15 protein-coding genes and 2 pseudogenes are annotated in these 17,107 nt (G+C 73.5%); 10 read left to right on the forward strand and 7 right to left on the reverse strand.

Features of this window, described 5'->3' with window-relative positions; translation table 11 throughout:
• Positions 1 to 81: 81 nt before the first annotated feature.
• The gene (helR, locus tag AC067A_RS08445; RefSeq protein WP_478616287.1) at positions 82 to 2,226 is read right to left on the reverse strand and encodes an RNA polymerase recycling motor ATPase HelR; all 2,145 of its coding nucleotides are present in this window, start codon (positions 2,224 to 2,226) and stop codon (positions 82 to 84) included.
• Positions 2,227 to 2,504: 278 nt separating this feature from the next.
• Here helR and AC067A_RS08450 point away from each other — a divergent pair, with 278 nt between their 5' ends.
• Complete coding sequence (locus tag AC067A_RS08450) at positions 2,505 to 3,800, forward strand: M20 metallopeptidase family protein (protein ID WP_478616289.1); 1,296 nt, start codon at positions 2,505 to 2,507, stop codon at positions 3,798 to 3,800.
• 17 nt (positions 3,801 to 3,817) lie between these two features.
• Here AC067A_RS08450 and AC067A_RS08455 read toward each other — a convergent pair whose 3' ends face one another.
• Positions 3,818 to 4,708: a LysR family transcriptional regulator gene (locus tag AC067A_RS08455; RefSeq protein ID WP_478616292.1), complete on the reverse strand. Its 891-nt coding sequence runs from the start codon at positions 4,706 to 4,708 to the stop codon at positions 3,818 to 3,820.
• A gap of 117 nt (positions 4,709 to 4,825) precedes the next feature.
• Here AC067A_RS08455 and AC067A_RS08460 point away from each other — a divergent pair, with 117 nt between their 5' ends.
• Together AC067A_RS08460 and AC067A_RS08465 are read left to right on the forward strand one after the other, a co-directional pair.
• Positions 4,826 to 6,103: an MFS transporter gene (locus AC067A_RS08460; protein ID WP_478616295.1), complete on the forward strand. Its 1,278-nt coding sequence runs from the start codon at positions 4,826 to 4,828 to the stop codon at positions 6,101 to 6,103.
• Positions 6,100 to 6,420, forward strand: a complete 321-nt coding sequence (locus tag AC067A_RS08465) for a cupin domain-containing protein (protein WP_478616297.1) — start codon at positions 6,100 to 6,102, stop codon at positions 6,418 to 6,420. Before AC067A_RS08460 ends, AC067A_RS08465 begins: the two co-directional genes overlap by 4 nt.
• 89 nt (positions 6,421 to 6,509) lie before the next feature.
• On the opposite strand, the gene AC067A_RS08470 is transcribed toward AC067A_RS08465, so the two are convergent.
• Complete coding sequence (locus AC067A_RS08470; protein ID WP_478616299.1) at positions 6,510 to 7,427, reverse strand: cache domain-containing protein; 918 nt, start codon at positions 7,425 to 7,427, stop codon at positions 6,510 to 6,512.
• Entirely contained in the window at positions 7,381 to 8,217 is an 837-nt protein-coding gene (locus AC067A_RS08475; protein ID WP_478616704.1) for a FadR/GntR family transcriptional regulator, read from the reverse strand. Before AC067A_RS08475 ends, AC067A_RS08470 begins: the two co-directional genes overlap by 47 nt.
• 152 nt (positions 8,218 to 8,369) lie before the next feature.
• Here AC067A_RS08475 and AC067A_RS08480 point away from each other — a divergent pair, with 152 nt between their 5' ends.
• The 4 genes and pseudogenes from AC067A_RS08480 to AC067A_RS08495 form a co-directional block, all read left to right on the forward strand.
• Positions 8,370 to 9,407, forward strand: coding sequence for an ABC transporter ATP-binding protein (locus tag AC067A_RS08480; protein ID WP_478616302.1), 1,038 nt, complete (start codon positions 8,370 to 8,372; stop codon positions 9,405 to 9,407).
• 108 nt (positions 9,408 to 9,515) lie between these two features.
• On the forward strand, positions 9,516 to 10,715 hold the full coding sequence (locus AC067A_RS08485; RefSeq protein ID WP_478616305.1) for an ABC transporter substrate-binding protein: 1,200 nt from the start codon (positions 9,516 to 9,518) through the stop codon (positions 10,713 to 10,715).
• Between the two features lie 195 nt (positions 10,716 to 10,910).
• Positions 10,911 to 11,720 (forward strand): annotated as a pseudogene (locus AC067A_RS08490) (ABC transporter permease); the annotation flags it as partial.
• Positions 11,674 to 12,387 (forward strand): annotated as a pseudogene (locus AC067A_RS08495) (ABC transporter permease); the annotation flags it as partial. The pseudogenes AC067A_RS08490 and AC067A_RS08495, both read left to right, overlap by 47 nt.
• Positions 12,388 to 12,511: 124 nt before the next feature.
• Here AC067A_RS08495 and AC067A_RS08500 read toward each other — a convergent pair.
• The 3 genes from AC067A_RS08500 to AC067A_RS08510 form a co-directional block, all read right to left on the reverse strand.
• Positions 12,512 to 12,820, reverse strand: coding sequence for a CU044_2847 family protein (locus AC067A_RS08500; RefSeq protein WP_478616308.1), 309 nt, complete (start codon positions 12,818 to 12,820; stop codon positions 12,512 to 12,514).
• A gap of 230 nt (positions 12,821 to 13,050) precedes the next feature.
• Positions 13,051 to 14,400 carry a L,D-transpeptidase gene (locus AC067A_RS08505; protein ID WP_478616311.1) on the reverse strand — a complete coding sequence of 450 codons (1,350 nt, stop codon included), beginning with the start codon at positions 14,398 to 14,400 and terminating at the stop codon, positions 13,051 to 13,053.
• A 135-nt stretch (positions 14,401 to 14,535) separates the two neighbouring features.
• Entirely contained in the window at positions 14,536 to 15,021 is a 486-nt protein-coding gene (locus AC067A_RS08510) for an SRPBCC family protein (protein WP_478616314.1), read from the reverse strand.
• Positions 15,022 to 15,183: 162 nt separating this feature from the next.
• Between AC067A_RS08510 and AC067A_RS08515 the strand changes: the two genes are divergently transcribed.
• The 3 genes from AC067A_RS08515 to AC067A_RS08525 all read left to right on the forward strand — a co-directional run bounded on the left by AC067A_RS08515 (position 15,184) and on the right by AC067A_RS08525 (position 16,967).
• Positions 15,184 to 15,783, forward strand: a complete 600-nt coding sequence (locus AC067A_RS08515; RefSeq protein ID WP_478616317.1) for a PadR family transcriptional regulator — start codon at positions 15,184 to 15,186, stop codon at positions 15,781 to 15,783.
• 127 nt (positions 15,784 to 15,910) lie between these two features.
• Positions 15,911 to 16,360, forward strand: a complete 450-nt coding sequence (locus tag AC067A_RS08520) for a peroxiredoxin (protein WP_478616320.1) — start codon at positions 15,911 to 15,913, stop codon at positions 16,358 to 16,360.
• 205 nt (positions 16,361 to 16,565) lie between these two features.
• Positions 16,566 to 16,967, forward strand: a complete 402-nt coding sequence (locus AC067A_RS08525) for an SHOCT domain-containing protein (protein WP_478616322.1) — start codon at positions 16,566 to 16,568, stop codon at positions 16,965 to 16,967.
• Positions 16,968 to 17,107 lie beyond the last annotated feature (140 nt).

Here is a 17,107-nt window from a genome sequence, read left to right on the forward strand (position 1 = left end):
TGATGCGTCCCCCGTGGCACGGCTCCGCCGCCTTCCGGAAGCCTCGGCGGGCGGTGGAGCCGGGTTCGGGGACCTTCGGTGTCAGGAGCCGGTGAGGACGACGAGTTGCCGGGTCGCGCGGGTCATGGCGACGTAACGGTCGACGGCTCCTTCGACGCCGTCGCCGAAGGCGTCCGGGTCGACGAGGACGACGAGGTCGAATTCGAGGCCCTTGGAGAGCGACGGGGTCAGGGAGCGGACGCGGGACGTCTCGCGGAAGGCGGGATGGCCGATGACGCAGGCGACACCCTCGGCGTTCTCGGCCAGCCAGGTGTCGAGGATCGCGTCCAGCTCGGAGACGGATCCGCGGACGACGGGGAGTCCGCTGCCGCGGACGGAGGTCGGCACGTTGGCGTCGGGGATCGCGGCCCGGATGACCGGCTCCGCCTCGTTCATGACCTCCTCCGGCGTGCGGTAGTTGATGCTCAGGGAGGCCACGTCGATCCGGTCGAAGCCGTTGCGCTCCAGCCGTTCCCGCCACGACTCCGTGAACCCGTGCCGGGTCTGGGCCCGGTCTCCGACGACGGTGAAGCTGCGGGAGGGGCAGCGCAGGAGCAGCATCTGCCACTCGGCGTCGGTCAGTTCCTGGGCCTCGTCGACGACGATGTGCGCGAAGGGGCCGGCGAGGGGTTCCGGGTCGGCGACGGGCAGCGCGGCGTCGTCGACCAGGCTGTCCTTCAGGTCCTGTCCGCGCAGCATGGTGACGGCGCCCTCGCCGTCGTCGTCGGCCGCGAGCACGTTGTCGATGACGTCGGCCATGCGGGCGCGCTCGGCGTCGACGGAGGCCCGGTGGCGGCGCTTGCGCGCCGACGCCTCCGGGTCGCCGAGCCGCTGCCGGGCCGCGTCGAGGAGCGGCAGGTCGGACACCGTCCAGGCCCGGGGGTCCGCGCGCCGCAGCCTGCGCACCTCGTCGGGGCCGAGCCAGGGGGCGCACAGCCGCAGATAGGCGGGGACGGTCCACAGGTCGCCGACGAGGTCGGCCGCTTCGAGCAGCGGCCAGGCCCGGTCGAGGGTCCCGGTCAGCTCCCGGTCGAGGAGCAGGGACTTGCGGAACAGCTCGGGCGGGACGTCCGCGTCGTTCTTGTCCGTGAGGATCGCGAGCAGCTCCTCCAGGATCTGGTCGCGGGCCTCGTTGTGCGGAGTGCCGGGCTCGACCGACCGGAACGCCTCGGCCCAGTCGTCGGCGCTCAGCCACACGTCGGACCAGGCCGTGGTGACCGTCATGCCCTCGGTGGGGGGCTCCTCGTAGAACCGTACGGCCGTCTCGATCGCCCCGACCATGGCGACGGTGGACTTCAGGCGGGCCACCTCCGGGTCGGTCTCGACCGACGCCCGCGCCCCCTCGGCGACGAGGTCGCGCACGGTGCAGGTCTGCACGCCCTCCTCGCCGAGGCTGGGGAGGACGTCGGCGACGTAGTTCAGGTAGGGCTGGTGGGGACCGACGAAGAGCACTCCGCCGCGGCGGTGTCCGAGGCGCGGGTCGGCGTACAGGAGGTAGGCCGAGCGGTGCAGGGCGACGACCGTCTTGCCGGTGCCGGGACCGCCGTCGACGACGAGCGCGCCGCGGGATCCCGCGCGGATGACGGCGTCCTGGTCGGACTGGATGGTGGCGAGCACATCGCGCATCCGGGCGGACCGGTGGCCGCCGAGGCCGGCGATGAAGGCGGACTGGTCGTCCAGGGCGGCGTGTCGTTCGAGGCCGTCGGCGGTGAACACCTCGTCCCAGTAGTCGGCGATCCGGCCGCGGGTCCACCGGTACCTGCGGCGGCTCCGCAGACCCATGGGGTGGGCGTGGGTGGCCGCGAAGAACGGTTCGGCGGCGGGGGAACGCCAGTCGACGAGCAGCCGCCGTCCCTCGCTGTCGGTGAGGCCGAGGCGCCCGATGTAGAGGTGCTCGCCGTCCGCGCCGACGACGTGCCCGAGGCACAGGTCGAGCCCGAAGCGGCGCAGTGCGCGCAGGCGGCCGGTCAGCCGGTGGATCTCCAGGTCCCGCTCCATCGCCGCCTGCCCGGCTCCGCCGGGCGCCCTGCGCTCGGCGTCGAGGCGCTCGGACAGTTCGGCGACGGCCTGCTCCAGGGCGGCCTCGATGGCCGCGAAGTGCTTCTCGTCTCCGGCGATCAGTGCCGGGTCGGCCTTGGCAGCGAGGCTGTCGGGCAGGTCGAAGGCGCTGGTGGTCTGCAGGTGCATGTCTCCCGTTTCCGCAGGTCGTGGCTACGAGGAGAGATTGTGCGGCCTCACGGGGGTCTTGCCGCAAGCCCCCCGGTGCGCTATACGTTAAGAGTGGCGGAGGATGTGTCGTCTCCTCGCGCCGCTGCGGGTCGTGACGAGACCGGCCCCCCTCCCCCTCCCTCCGGGCGCGTCCGCGTGTCGTGCCCTTCCTCTCCGACGATCCCGTGCGGTGGCAGGCTGGTGGCGCACGCGTCCCAGTGGCCACGGTGTCGACCGTATCGAGAGGGAGTCGTCGTTTGGACAGCGAGGAGATCCACGACGAACTGGACCGGCGGGCGGACGTGGTGGCGGAGCAGGTGATCGCCTGGCGGCGGCATCTGCACCGGCATCCGGAGCTGTCCAACCGCGAGGCGAACACGGCGCGGCTGGTCGCGGACCGGCTGCGGGGCCTCGGCCTCGACGAGGTGCGGACGGGCATCGCCGGGCACGGGGTCGTCGGGGTGCTGCGCGGCGGGGCGGCGGGTGAACGGGTCGTGGCGCTCCGGGCGGACATGGACGCGCTTCCGGTACGGGACCTGTGCGGGGCGGACTTCGCCTCCGAGGTGGTGGACGCCGACTACCCGGGCGGTCCGTTCCCGGTGTCGCACGCCTGCGGTCACGACTGCCACACCGCGATGCTGCTCGGCGCGACGACGGTCCTGGCGGGGGTGCGCGACCGGCTGCCGGGCACCGTCCTGTTCGTGTTCCAGCCCGCCGAGGAGGGACCTCCGGTGACCGAGGACGGCGGGGCGCGGGCGATGGTGGACGCGGGTGCGTTCGCCGCCCCGGTGCCGACGATGGCCTTCGGCCTGCACGTGACGCCGCATCCGAAGGGGTACGTGGGGTACCGGATCGGCAATCAGTACGGCGCCTCCGTCCTCGTCCGCATCGTCGTCACCGGCAAGCAGACGCACGGGTCCACGCCCTGGGAGGGGATCGACCCGATGCCCGCGGTCGGCGCGGTGCTCACGGGCGTCGGCCAGCTGTACCGGCAGGTCTCGGCCTTCGCCCCGGTCACCGTCTCCATCGGGCACGTGGAGGACGTCGGGCGCTTCAACATCGTCGGCCAGACGGTGACCCTGTGGGGCACGGTCCGCTGCGCGGTGGAGTCGGACATGTCGGAGCTCCGGCGCCGGCTCACGACGCTGGCCGAACACTCGGCGGCCGCGTACGGGGCGACGGCCTCCGTCGACTACCTCCAGCCCGTGCCCCCCGTGCACAACAGCGGTCCCTGGGTGGCCGCCGCACTGCCGACCCTCCGCCGGGTGGTCGGCGAAGAACGCCTGGTGGAGACCGGCGGGACCCTCGGGTACGACGACGTCTCCGAGTTCGTGAGCCGGTTCGGCGGCCTGTACGTGATGCTCGGCGTCCAGGACGCCACCCTGGACCGGGCGGGCCGGCCGGTGCCGCTGCCGGGTGGGCGCGGGCTCGTCACCAACCACAACCCGCACTTCTACGCCGACGACGACACCCTCGTCACCGGCGTCCGCCTCCACGCGCACGTGGCGTACGACCATCTGACGGGGGCGCTGCTGCCGTCCGACGCGCCCTGAGAGGTCTCCCGCCGATATCAGGCCGAGGCGGCCGTGCCGACCGCGGTCACGAAGGCCCTGAGCAGCTCGGACTCGGCGGCGGTGGACCAGACGAGGCCGTATTCGAGGGGCGGTGCGTCGCGCAGGGGGACGTAGGCGATGCCGGGGCGGGGGTGGTAGGCGGCGCCGCGTGCCGCGCCGGGGGAGGCGCCCCGGCCGGCGGAGACGTGGGAGAGGAGCTCCTGCCAGGTGGCGGCGGCCGGACCGCGCCCGACGGGGGCGCCGGAAGGGGTGCTGCGGGGGTAGTGGTGGTCGGTCCAGTAGTCGGGGGTGTCGCCCTCGGGGGCGATCAGCGAGAGGCCCGCGAGGTCGTCCAGGCAGAGGGACGGCCGGGCGGCGAGCGGGTGGGCGGCGGGCAGCAGCAGCACCCGGTCGTCGGCGAAGAGGACGGGGCCGGAGGTGAGGCCGGGCTCGCGGACGGGGAAGGCGACGAACTGGACGTCGAGCGTGCCGTCCCGCAGGGAGCGGGTCCCGCCGTCGAAGGGGGTCTCGCGGACGGTGACCTCGCAGTCGGGGTGACGGGCGAGGAGGATGTCGGCGGCGGCGGTGAGGAGTTCGCCGCCCCAGGCGGGTCCGAAGCCGGCGCGCAGTCTGCCGTGGAGTCCGCGGGCGGAGGCGGTGGCGCGTTCCAGGGCGGCGAGGAGCTGCCGGTGGGCGGGGAGGAGGTCCTCGTACAGGGTGCGGCCGACGGGGGTGAGGCTCACGCTGCGGCTGGTGCGGGTGAAGAGGGGCGTACCGACGCGTCGCTCCAGCTTCTTGACGGTCTGGCTGACGCGGCCGGTGGAGACGCCGAGGCGTTCGGCGGTGCGCCCGAAGTGGAGCTCTTGGGCGAGCGTCAGGAACGCCTCCAGTTCGTACCGTTCGAGCATCGCCCCTCCAGCGATCGTTGAGTGTGGCTCAACGCCGGTTCGATGATCGCATCTTGTTCGACGGGGGGTGCGGCGGGAGTCTGGAGCGGTCCGCCTCCCCCGTACGGAAGAGAGTCCGTGGAGCCGAGTTCCGTCGCCCCGCCCGCACCCGCCCGCCCGCTGAACGTGCCGCTCTTCGCGCTGGCCGGCGCCGTCACCGTCGCCAACCTCTACTTCCCGCAGCCGCTGCTGGCCGCCGTGGCACGCGGCCTGGAGGTCTCGGAGCGGACGGCGGGGCTGATCGCCCCGGCCGCCCAGGTCGGCTACGCGCTCGGCCTCCTGCTGCTGGTCCCACTGGCCGACACGGCACGGCTGCGCCGCCTCGCCACCGTGCTGCTCGCCCTGACCAGTGCGGCCCTGCTCGTCGCCGCGGCGGCACCCGACGTGGTCACCCTCACCGTCGCGACGCTCGCGCTCTCCACCACGACGGTGCTGCCGCAGGTCCTCACCCCGGTGGCGGCGGTGCTGGCGGGTCCGCCGCGCCGGGGCCGGGCCGTGGGCCTCATCGGCCTCGGCCTGACGCTCGGCTCGACGCTCTCCCGTACGGTCTCGGGCGCCGTGGCCGACGCGACCGGCAGCTGGCGGGCGGCCTACGTCGTCGCCGCTGCGGCGACGGCGGCCCTGCTGTTCGTACTGCCACGCCGGCTGCCCGAGCGGCTGGGGTCACGGGGCGGCACGTCGTACGGCGGGCTCCTGGCCGGTCTTCCCCGGCTCCTCGTCACCCATCGGGAGCTGCGGGTCTCGGCCGCGCTCGGGGTGTGCGCGTTCGCCGCGTTCAGCGTCTTCTGGGCCGTGCTCGCCTTCCATCTGGCGGCCCCTCCGCTCGGTTACGGGCCGGGGACGGCCGGCCTCTTCGGGCTGCTGACGCTTCCCGCGGCGCTGCTCTCGGCGACGGCGGGACCGCTCGCCGACCGGTACGGGCCGGGGACGGTCAACGCCGGCGGTCTCGTCTGCGCGGGGCTGGGGCTCGGGGCGGCCGCCCTCGCTCCCGCCTCCCCCGTGGCGCTGGCCGCCGGTGCGAACCTGCTGGTGGTCGGCGTGAGCTCGTCCCAGGTGGCGGCGCAGGCGCGGATCTTCGCGATCGGCCAGGCGGTGGCGGCACGGGTCAACACGGTCTTCATGCTGGCCACCTTCGGCGGCGGCGCGCTCGGTTCCCTGCTCGGCTCCTGGCTGTACGCGGTCCACGGCTGGACGGGCGCGCTGGTCGCCGCGCTGGCGTGCGTCGCCGCCGGGCTCCTGGTGGCGGCCGGGTCGGCGCGAGCGGCGGCCCCGAGTTGCGTCCCGCACGCCAACGGGGAGGCTGGGGTTATCCGTCCGCACACCTCGCCGGAGAGAACCCCGCAGGGAGAGACATGACGCTTGACCTCACCGCGCTCGCCGACGAGCACATGGCGGCGGCCCGTACGGCTCCGCACGGGCGCAGCGCCCATCTGATGCTGCACGACGGGGCGCTCCGGCAGAGCGTCATCGCCCTGACGTCGGGCACGTCCCTCGACGAGCACAACGCGCCGCCCGCGGCGAGCATCCAGGTGCTGCGCGGCCGGGTGGACCTGACGACGGCCGGCTGGACGGAGGCGCTGCCGGCGGGCACGCTCCGCATGATCCCGAAGGAACGGCACGGCCTGACGGCCCTGGAGGACTCGGTGGTGCTCCTGACGGCCGTGAACGACTGACGCCGGCGACGGACTCGACGGCCGGCGCACGCGACGGGCTCCTCGCACCGACCGGATGACCGGGCGGTGCGAGGAGCCCGTCGCGTCCCTCACCCCGCGCCGGTCACCAGGACCAGCGGGGCGCCGCCGCAGGGCACGAGGCGGAGGCCGTCGGCGTGGTGCTCGGCCTGGGGTCCGGCGAGGACGGTGGCGAAGTCCGGTCCCCTGGTCAGGGATCCGGCGAGGTGGGCCGGGTCGGTGGAGGCGGCGACCCGGCCGCGGGCGTTGACCAGCCGGGCCGGGACGGGGAGCCGCTGGAGTGCGGGCAGCACGGCGGCCTCGAAGTGGCGCAGGTAGACGTCGGCGGCAGCCACGCCGACGAACCGGCCGGAGTGCGTGACGGGCGCGGAGAGGGTCAGGCCGTACTCGTCGGAGCAGAGGTAGTCGACGTAGGGTCCGGCGACGGCCCGCCGGCCGGTCTCACGGGGCAGGGTGTACCAGTCCCAGTGGGTGTAGTCGGAGTAGGCGGAGTGCTCCGGGTCCAGGTCGAGGAGGAGCGGGCGTACGGCTCCGCCGGGCCCGCGCTGCCACCATTCGAGGCAGCCGGGGACGTCGGCGAGGAGGCCGGGCGCGGCGACGAAGCCCACGCCGGAGACGAGCGGGAGGGCGGCCAGGCGGCCGTGCAGACCGGGGCGCAGGGCCGCCAGGTCGGCGGCGACGGGCGCGCGGTCCGCCTCCGACACGTCGGCGAGGAGGGCGCTCGTCTCGGCCCCGGTCTCGGCGACGGCGGCGAAGACCTGTTCGAGCGCGTCCCGGACCCGGCGCACGACCTCGGCGACGGGGTCCGCGTCGGGCGTCGCGGCTCCGTCGTGCGCGTGCCCGGCCGGCGCGGGTGCGGGCCCGCCGGCGCCGGGGGGCGCGGCCGGCGTCCGGGCGGCGGCTCTCCCGGGCCCGGCCGTCCCGTTCCCGGCGCGCGTGGTGTCAGTGGTGGCCTCTGCGGGCCCCGCGAGCCCGGTGCTCCTGGCCATGCGTGTCCTCCTCGGACCGAGGCTCGGCGGCGCGGCCGGGGGTGGCGAGGCGCAGCGCGATCAGCCGCTCCACCGACTCCCGTACGCATGTCTCGGCGAGCGTCCTGGCCCGCTCGTCGGCCTCATCCTGCACGGCGGAGATCACGGCGCGGTGACGATCCGACAGAACGGCGAGATGTGCGGGGTCGTCGAGGACGAGGCAGAGCAGGGCGCCCAGGTCCGTCTGGAGGGCGATCTCCTCGCGGGTGAGGCGCGCGGACTGCGCGGCGGCGGCGAGTTCGACGTGGAACCGGCCGTAGAGCCTGCCGCGGGTGGCCGGGTCCGCGGCGGCGGCCAGCTCGTCGACCGTACGGGTGAGGGGGCGCAGGTCGCCGGGCTGGGTGCGGCGGGCCGCGAGCAGGGCGGCGGCGCCGGAGACGGCGGCCCAGTGGTCGCCGAGGTCGCGCAGCTCCTCGGTGGACCAGTCGGCGAGGCGGGCGCGCAGCCGCTCCTCGGGCGGGCTGTCGGGCAGGGTGACGAAGCTGCCGCCGCCGCGTCCGCGGCGGGTGGTGACGAGGCCCTGCTGCCGCAGGGCCATGAGCGCTTCGCGCAGGGTCACGGTGGAGACGCCGAGCTGTCCGGCGAGCTCGGTCTCGCCGGGCAGTTGCTCTCCGTCGGCGAGGAGCCCGAGTTCGATGGCGTCGGCGATGCGGCGGACGACGGTGTCCACGCGCGCGCGGGTGTCGACGGGGGTGAAGGCGGCCTTGCGGGCGGTGCCCGCCCGGGCCGCGCGGTCCCCGCCGTCCCGCATGCCGTTCGGTCTCACGGTTAACCACCTCGCGCGTCGAGCTTGAGCGTTGACTCAGCCTTTACCTTAAAGGGGTCTTGAGATTTGAACTATGACTTCATATGTTTACGGCCACGCCCGACGAACGCTCCACCGCACCAGAAAGGTTCCCGCCCATGGAGGGAATGGCGATCCGGCTGACGGGACTGCGCAAGGCCTACGGCCGGACCGAGGCCGTGGCCGGCGTGGACCTGGAGATCACGGACGGCGAGTTCTTCTCGATGCTCGGCCCCTCGGGCTCCGGGAAGACCACCGTGCTCCGGATCATCGCCGGCTTCGAGACTCCCAGCGCCGGCACCGTCGAACTGGCCGGCCGGGACGTCACCCGCCTCGCGCCCTTCGAGCGGGACGTGCACACCGTCTTCCAGGACTACGCGCTCTTCCCGCACATGACGGTCGAACAGAACGTCGCCTACGGCCTCAAGGTGCGCGGAACGCCCCGCGCCGAGCGCCTGGTGCGCGCCCGCGCCTTCCTCGCCCGCGTCGGGCTCGACGGGCTCGGCCGGCGGCGGCCCGCCGAGCTCTCCGGCGGCCAGCGCCAACGCGTCGCCCTGGCGCGTGCGCTCGTCGGCCGCCCCCGGGTCCTGCTGCTCGACGAACCGCTCGGCGCGCTCGACCTCAAGCTCCGCGAGCGGATGCAGGTCGAGCTCAAGGAGATCCAGCGCGAGGTCGGCATCACCTTCGTGTTCGTCACCCACGACCAGGAGGAGGCCCTGACCATGAGCGACCGGATCGCGGTCTTCCACCAGGGCCGGATCGAGCAGGTCGGTACCCCCGCCGAGATCTACGAACGCCCCGGCAGCCCGTTCGTCGCCGGCTTCGTCGGCACCTCGAACCTGCTCAGCGGCGACACCGCCCGCCGGGTCGTCGGGTCACCGGGCACGTACAGCATCCGTCCGGAGAAGATCCGGATCGTCGGCGACCCCGACGTCCCCGCCGCTTCCGGCCTCGTCTCCGCCGCCGGCACGGTCGCGGAGGTCGTCTACCTCGGCGACTCGACCCGCTTCCTGGTCGACCTCGACACGGGCGGCCGGCTCACCGCCGTCCAGCAGAACCTGGAGACCTCCTCCGCCGACCTCGCGGGCTTCCGCGGCGCCCGGGTCGCCCTCCACTGGCACCCGAGCCACGCCGTGCGCGTACCCGAAACGCCCTGACACCCCCTGGGGCCCGCCCGGAAAGCCCCGCCCGGCTCGACCGTCCGGACAGGCCCCGGACCCCCCTCTCCCCAGGACCCCCGGTCCCCTCACGCAACGGAGAACCACGTGCGCCCGCACCGCTCCCTCCTGACCGCAGCCGCCGTCTCGGGGCTGCTCCTCGTCACCGCCTGCGGCTCGGCGGACCCGGCCGGGTCCGGCAAGTCCGGCGGCCTCAACCCGCCGGACCTGAAGGCGCCCACCGCGCTCGGCGAGGCCGAGGGCGAGGTCAACCTCGTCGCCTGGGCCGGGTACGTCGAGGACGGCTCCAACGACCCGAAGGTCGACTGGGTCAGCGCCTTCGAGAAGCAGACCGGCTGCCAGGTGAACACCAAGACCGCCGCGACCTCCGACGAGATGGTCTCGCTGATGAAGACCGGTGCGTACGACGCCGTCTCCGCGTCCGGCGACGCCTCGCTGCGGCTCATCGCCTCCGGCGACGCGGCTCCCGTGAACACCGCGCTCGTACCGAACTACGCCGACGTCTTCGCCGGGCTCAAGAACAAGGACTGGAACTCCGTCAAGGGCGTCGCCTACGGCATCCCGCACGGCCGCGGCGCCAACCTCCTCATGTACGACACCGAGAAGGTCAAGCCCGCCCCGGACTCCTGGTCCGCCGTCTTCGACAAGGCCTCGGCGCACTCCGGGAAGGTCACCGCCTACGACTCCCCCATCTACCTCGCGGACGCCGCCCTGTACCTCAAGGCCACCAAGCCGGAGCTGGGCATCCAGAACCCGTACGCGCTCGACCAGAAGCAGTTCGACGCCTCGGTCGCCCTGCTCAAGGAGCAGAACAAGCACATCGGCGAGTACTGGAGCGACTACCTCAAGGAGATCTCCGCCTTCAAGAGCGGCGACTCGGTCGTCGGCACCAGCTGGCAGGTCATCGCCAACCTCGCCGAGGCCGAGGGAGCGAAGATCGAGGCGGTCCTCCCGAAGGAGGGCTCCACCGGCTGGTCCGACACCTGGATGGTCTCGGCCAAGGCGAAGCACCCCACCTGCGCCTACAAGTGGCTGGACTGGATCGTGTCCCCGAAGACCAACGCCCAGGTCGCCGAGTACTTCGGCGAGGCCCCGGCCAACGCGAAGTCCTGCGCCGAGACCGCCGACAAGAACCACTGCGCCACCTTCCACGCCACCGACGAGGCCTACTGGAAGCAGGTGCACTTCTGGACCACGCCGATCGAGCAGTGCCTCGACGGGCGCACGGACGCGCGCTGCGTCCCGTACGCGAAGTGGGTCCAGGCCTGGAACGAGATCAAGGGCTGATCCCGGCGCCATGACCACGCTCTCCCCCTCCCCGCACGCCACCGGCACCGGTGGCGCCGCCCGGCCCGGGCGCCGGGGCCCCCCGCCCGCGCGGGGCCGGCGGGCCCCCCCCCCCCCCCCCCCCCCCCCCGCCGGGGGGCCGCGCGGGGGGGCGGCGCGCGGCCCCCGGCCCCCCCCCGGCGGCTCGCCGGACTCCTGCACCGCCGCCCCCGGCTGCGGCTCGCGGCCCTGCTCACCGCACCCCTGCTCTGGCTGGTCCTCGCCTACCTCGGCTCCCTGGCGGCGCTGTTCCTCTCCGCCTTCTGGACGACCGACAGCTTCACCTCCGAGGTCGTACGCGTCTGGTCCTCGCGGAACTTCGAGGAACTGGTCACGTCCCCCGTCTACCGGACCGTCGCGCTGCGCACCGTCGGCGTCGCCCTCGCGGTGACCGCGCTGTGTGCCGTGATCGCCTTCCCGCTCGCCTTCTACACCGCCCGGGTGGCCCGTCCGCGACGCCGGCCGCTGTTCGTGGTCGCGCTGCTCATGCCGCTGTGGGCGGGCTATCTCGTCAAGGTGTACGCGTGGCGGCTGATCCTGTCCGAGGGCGGCCCGCTGGACTGGGCACTGAAGCCGTTCGGCCTGAGCGGTCCGGGATACGGGCTCACGGCGACGGTGCTCGTCCTGACGTACCTGTGGCTGCCGTACATGGCGCTGCCGATCCACACCGCGCTCGTCCAGCTCCCCGACAGCCTGCTGCACGCCTCCGCCGACCTCGGCGCGCGAGCGGGCCGCACCTTCGTCTCCGTCGTCCTGCCCAGGGTGTGGCCCGCGGTGGCGGCCGGATCCGTCTTCACCTTCTCGCTGAGCCTCGGCGACTACATCACGGTGCAGATCGTCGGCGGCAAGACCCAGCTGATCGGCAACCTCGTCTACTCCAACGTCACCCTCAACCTGCCGCTGGCCGCCGCGCTCGGCACCGTGCCGGTCGCCGTCATCGTGGTGTACCTGCTCGCGGTCCCTCGACTGGTGGGCGGCGGCCTGGGACAACGAGGGCGCCCGCGCGGCCCTGTGGACGTCGGTGAAGGCGGGGCTCGCGGCGACGGCGGTGGCACTGGTGCTCGGCACCCTCATCGCGTTCGCCGTGCAACGCCACTCGTTCTTCGGGCGCGAGGCCGTCTCGTTCGCGGTGGTGCTGCCGATCGCGCTGCCCGGCATCGTCACCGGCATCGCCCTCAACTCGGCCTTCGGCACGGTCCTCGAACCCCTCGGCGTGGGCCTCGGGATGTTCACCGTGGTGGTGGGCCACGCGACCTTCTGCATCGTGGTGGTCTTCAACAACGTGGTGGCCCGGCTCCGCAGACTCCCCGGCTCGTACGAGGAGGCCGCCATGGACCTCGGCGCACACACCTTCCGCACCTTCTGGGACGTCACGTTCCCGCTGCTGCGGTCGGCGCTGCTCGCGGGCGGTCTGCTCGCCTTCGCCCTCTCGTTCGACGAGATCGTGGTCACCACGTTCACCGCGGGCCCCGGCGTCCAGACCCTGCCGGTGTGGATCTTCAACAACATGACCCGCCCTCAGCAGGCCCCGGTGGTGAGCGTGGTGGCCGCGGCGCTCGTCCTGCTCTCGGTCGTGCCGATCTACGCGGCCCAGCGGCTCTCCTCGGACCCGGCGGGCGGCACCCGCGTCTGACGGCCCGGCACCGTGGCCACCGCCGCGCCCGCTCGCCCGGCGGTCGGCGGCGCCCCGGCGGCCATCGGATACGCGGTGCCGGCCACCGGCGGCCTCTGAACCGACGCGAGGAGTCACCCCGGATTCAGCGGGTCTTCCTCTCCCATTCGAGCGTCACCCGCAGGCTCGCGTTCGCGGTGCCCTGGACGACGAGCGCCGTCAGCCTGCCGGCCTCCAGGCCGAGCTGGCAGCCGAACTCGACGGTCGCGCGGTCCGGAGCCGCATGGTGGAGCGCCTCGCCGATCTGCCCCGCGAAGGAGGACAGGGCCTCGGTGACGGCGGAGAGGTCGGGCAGGCGGTCACCGAGCCCCTCGAGTTCCGTGTCGGGTCCGAGGCGGCGCGCCTCCACGAACAGCGTCGCGTCCCCGACCTCGACCTGGGTGACGTCCGGCATCGATGCTCCTCGCGGTCGGTGGGGCGGGCAGGACGTCAGTATCACCGAGGTGTGCGGGGCAGGAGGCCTCCACCGGAGCGATCGGCGTGGCGCGGCGGGCGTTCACGGTGCCGACCGTTCACAGCGCTGTCCGTTCTCAGCGGCGCGCGTTCACAGCGCCGGGCGTTCTCAGCGGCGCGCGTTCACAGCGCTCCGCGTCCGCGGAGCTGCCCGTTCAGAGCGCGGTCCCTTCACAGCGCCGGGCGGAGGGCGCCGGCGGAGGGCCCGGCCGAGCCGACGGCGGCGCCGGGGGCGAGGGCGCTGCCGCGGCGCCACTCGGGCCAGCTGAGGTTCCAGTCGCCGAAGCCGTTGTCGAACGGCGTCATCGGCGGCCCGTACCCGTGGATCACACGCACGAGGTCGCCCTCGCGGACCAGGCCGAACAGCCAGGCGGCGTCCTCGGTGCTCATGCCGGTGCAGCCGTGGCTGACGTTCTCCGCGCCTTGCGCGTCCACCGACCAGGGTGCGGCGTGCAGGTACTCCCCGCTCCATGTCACCCGGGTGGCCCAGTGGACCTTGAGGTCGTAGAAGTCGCGGCTGTCGCGCGCGATGCCGATGGAGTCGCCGCGCATGCGGACGAGCGGCTCCTTGCCGAGGACCACCTTGGTGCCGCCCCGGGTGCGGTAGCCGGCCTTGCCGGTGGTGACCGGGAAGACGCGGAGCGGACGGCCGTCGCGGAAGACCGTCATCGTGAGGGTGGCGACGTCGGTGACCGCCTCGACCCGGGCTCCGGTGGTGAAGGTGAGGGGGCGTGAGGGGCCGCCGTAGAGGCCGTCGGTGATCCGTGCTCGGTCGAGGCCGCTGTGGACGCGGACGGTGGTGTGGGCGGGCCAGTAGACGCGGGGCCGGTAGTGGAGGGTGGTCGGGTCGACCCAGTACCAGGCTCCTTCGACAGGGTCTTCGGTGCGCACGTCGAGTGCGCGTTCCACGGTGCGGCGCGCCCGGAGGTCGTCGGCCGGCACGGGGTGGCTGAGCTCGGCCGTGATCGGCTGCCCCACGCCGTAGACGCGGCCGTCGGCGGGTCCGAAGGCGACGGTGAGGCGTTCCCCGGCCGGTACGGAGGGGGTGTGGAAGTCGAGGCGGGCGAGGTCGCGGTGGGAGTCGCGGCCGCCGGGCCGTTCGACGGCGAGGCGTGCCGTGAAGCGGGACCCCGAGGGCAGCGCCACCGCGCTGGTCCACCGGGTGCCGTCGGCGCTCGGCGTTCCGGCGACCCTGCGGCCGCGCTGGTCGGTGACGGTGACGTCGGCGAGGACTCCGGGGGTGCGGAGCTCCAGTTCCACGGGGCCCGACGCCCCTGCGTCGAGCGCGAAGGGAGCGCCGGTGAGCACGGGGCCGCCGCCGAGCGTGACCGTGTGCCGGGGCACGGAGCACAGCCCGGCGCCGCCGGCGGAGCAACCGTCGACCGTGACGACGGCGGTGGGGTCCGGGACGGCGATGAGCCGCTCCCGGGTCGCGGGCGACTGGGCGGCCGTACCGACGAGTACGGCTCCGACCGCCAGGGACAGCGCTCCCCATCCCCGTGCGTACCTGCGTGACGACACGTCGGACACCTCCCCTTCCGGACGACGACGCCGGCGGACGATGCCGACGTAAGCATCAAAACGGATCAGAGGAGGAAAAGATGATCAAGGCGATGGGCGTGGCGGGCGAGAGGCGGGCGGGACGACTCGAATGGGTCAGCGGGCGGGCTCGGGGAGCTCCTCACCGGTCTCCAGGAGCGACTTGAGGCTGGCGATCAGCGCGGGCCACCCCTCGCCGATCAGCTCCTTGATGGTTCCGTCGGGCTTCAGGTCGCCGTGCGTGACGGTCAGTTCGACCATGTCGCCGGAAGGCTCGATCGCGAAGGTCACGTGGGACCGGGGCTCGGCCGCGAGCCGTTCGTAGACCGCGCGGTCCAGGCCGACGGCCTCCGCCCAGGCGGGCGTGAACGTGTGCCAGGTGTACGAGAGGAGGCGGCCCGGCTCGGCCGCGAGGACGACCTGCTCGGGGTCGGCGGTACGGCGTCCGCCCTCGTTCCAGACCATCGGGGAGCCGGTGGTCCACTCGGTCTCGAAGGCCACGCCCCAGTAGCGCCGGGTGAGCTCGGGGTCGGTGAGCGCCTTCCACAGCTCGTCGGGGGTCGTCCGGATGTAGGTGGTGTAGACGAACGAGTCGCTGTCCATCGCGCTGCCCCTCGGATCTGCTCCCCCACGGCCTGCCCCTCTCCCAGCCTAGGCAGGCGCCGGACGGACGTGCCAGCGAAGGACACCCGTCCGGCCCGCGGGGTGTCGTATCGGTTGAATAGGTGCGGAGGAAACTATTCAACATGCTGCTAGCGTGTCCGGATGTCGCTCAAGCACGCCGTCCTCGCAGCTCTCCTCGAGGGCGAGGCATCCGGATACGACCTGGCCAAGATCTTCGACGTGTCCGTCGCCAACTTCTGGGCCGCGACCCCGCAGCAGCTCTACCGCGAGCTGGACCGCCTCGACGAGGCCGGGCTGATCACGGCGCGCGTGGTGGAGCAGGAGCGGCGGCCGAACAAACGGATGTTCAGCCTGACCGAGCCGGGGCTGCGCGACCTGGCCGCGTACACGTCGACGCCCCCGCGCCCGAGCGCCGTGCGTGACGAGCTGCTGGTACAGGTGCAGGCCTGCGACGGGGGCGACACCGCGGCGGTACGCGGCTTCGTGGCGCGGCGGATGGAGACGGCCCGGGCCAAGCTCGCCCGCTACGACCGGATGCGGGACCGGATGCTCGACGGCCGGGACGAGGACACGTACCTCGCCGAGGCGGAGCGCGTCGGCCCCTATCTGACGCTGATGCGCGGCCGGTTCTTCGAGGAGGAGAACCTGCGCTGGGGCGGGCGGGCCCTCGCGGTGCTCGACCGCCGCGCCGCCCTGCGGAACGGGGTGACGGAAGGCGCGGAAGCGGCTCGCCGGGGCTGAAGTGGTCCCGCCCTGCGGACCGTTCGCCCACCCCTGCGCGAAGGCCGCCCCTACCCTGCGGTAACGTCACCGACCGGCCATCGGAGGCACCGGTGGCGTCGCGGGCAAGGATCGGGGACGGACTTCCATGAACGTCGGTGACCTCGTCGAGGACTTCAGCCTTCCGGACGAGACGGGTGCGGCACGCTCCCTCACCGGCCTCCTCTCCGAGGGGCCGGTCGTCCTCTTCTTCTACCCGGCGGCGCTGACGCCGGGGTGCACGGCGGAGGCCTGTCACTTCCGTGACCTCGCGGCCGAGTTCCGCGCCGTCGGCGCACTTCCCGTCGGGATCAGCTCGGACGCCGTGGAGCGGCAGCAGGAGTTCGCGGAGCGGCACTCCCTGGGCTACCCCCTGTTGTCCGACACCGACGGTGCCATACGCGAACGGTTCGGCGTGAAGCGCGGTTTCTCGCTCGCCCCGACCAAGCGCGTGACGTTCGTGATCGGCCAGGACCGCCGGGTGCGCGAGGTCGTCCGCAGCGAGCTGCGCATGAGTGCCCACGCCGACCGCGCCCTGGCCGCCCTGCGCCAGGGCTGAGCCGGCGACGGCGGCTCCGACGGCCGCGCCGGGGCCCACTCCGCCTGCGCCCGTCGGCGCCGCCGGCGTTCCGCGGCCACCATCCGAACACGGCGGTGCGGCCTGCGCACGCCGAGCCGCCAGGAAATGCGGAGCCGCGAGGGCTGGGTGAGACTCACTCCAACGCCAGGCCTCTCCCGGCCGGGCGGGAACGGAGTGTGCAGGAATGGACGACTACCCCCTCCTCAACGTCTTCTGGACCATGCTGTGGTTCTTCATCTGGATCATGTGGCTCTTCCTGCTGTTCAAGGTGATCACGGACATCTTCCGGGACGACTCACTCAACGGCTGGGGCAAGGCCGGGTGGCTGATCTTCTGCATCCTGCTCCCCTATCTCGGGGTGCTCGTGTACGTCATCGCCCGCGGCAAGAGCATGGGGCAGCGTGACGTCAAGCAGGCCCGGGACAGCGAAGCCGCGTTCCAGGACTACATCCGCAAGACGGCGGGGACGACGTCCGCGGGCGGCGGAAGCGCCACCGACGAGCTGGCCCGGCTGGCGGCCCTGAAGGACAAGGGCGCCATCACGGCCGAGGAGTTCGACAAGGCGAAAGCCAAGGTCCTGTCCTGACCTGACAGGGGAAGGGCGGCCGTGGCGCGGAGGAAGGGGGCCGAGGCGGCGGCCACCGGACTCGCGGGCTCCCTCTGCGGGAGGTCTCGGCTGGGCCCGGCAGGTTCCCGGAAGCCCTGGCCCCCTTCGCCCTGCGCCGC

This window comes from Streptomyces sp. NPDC043176, from assembly GCF_056436715.1.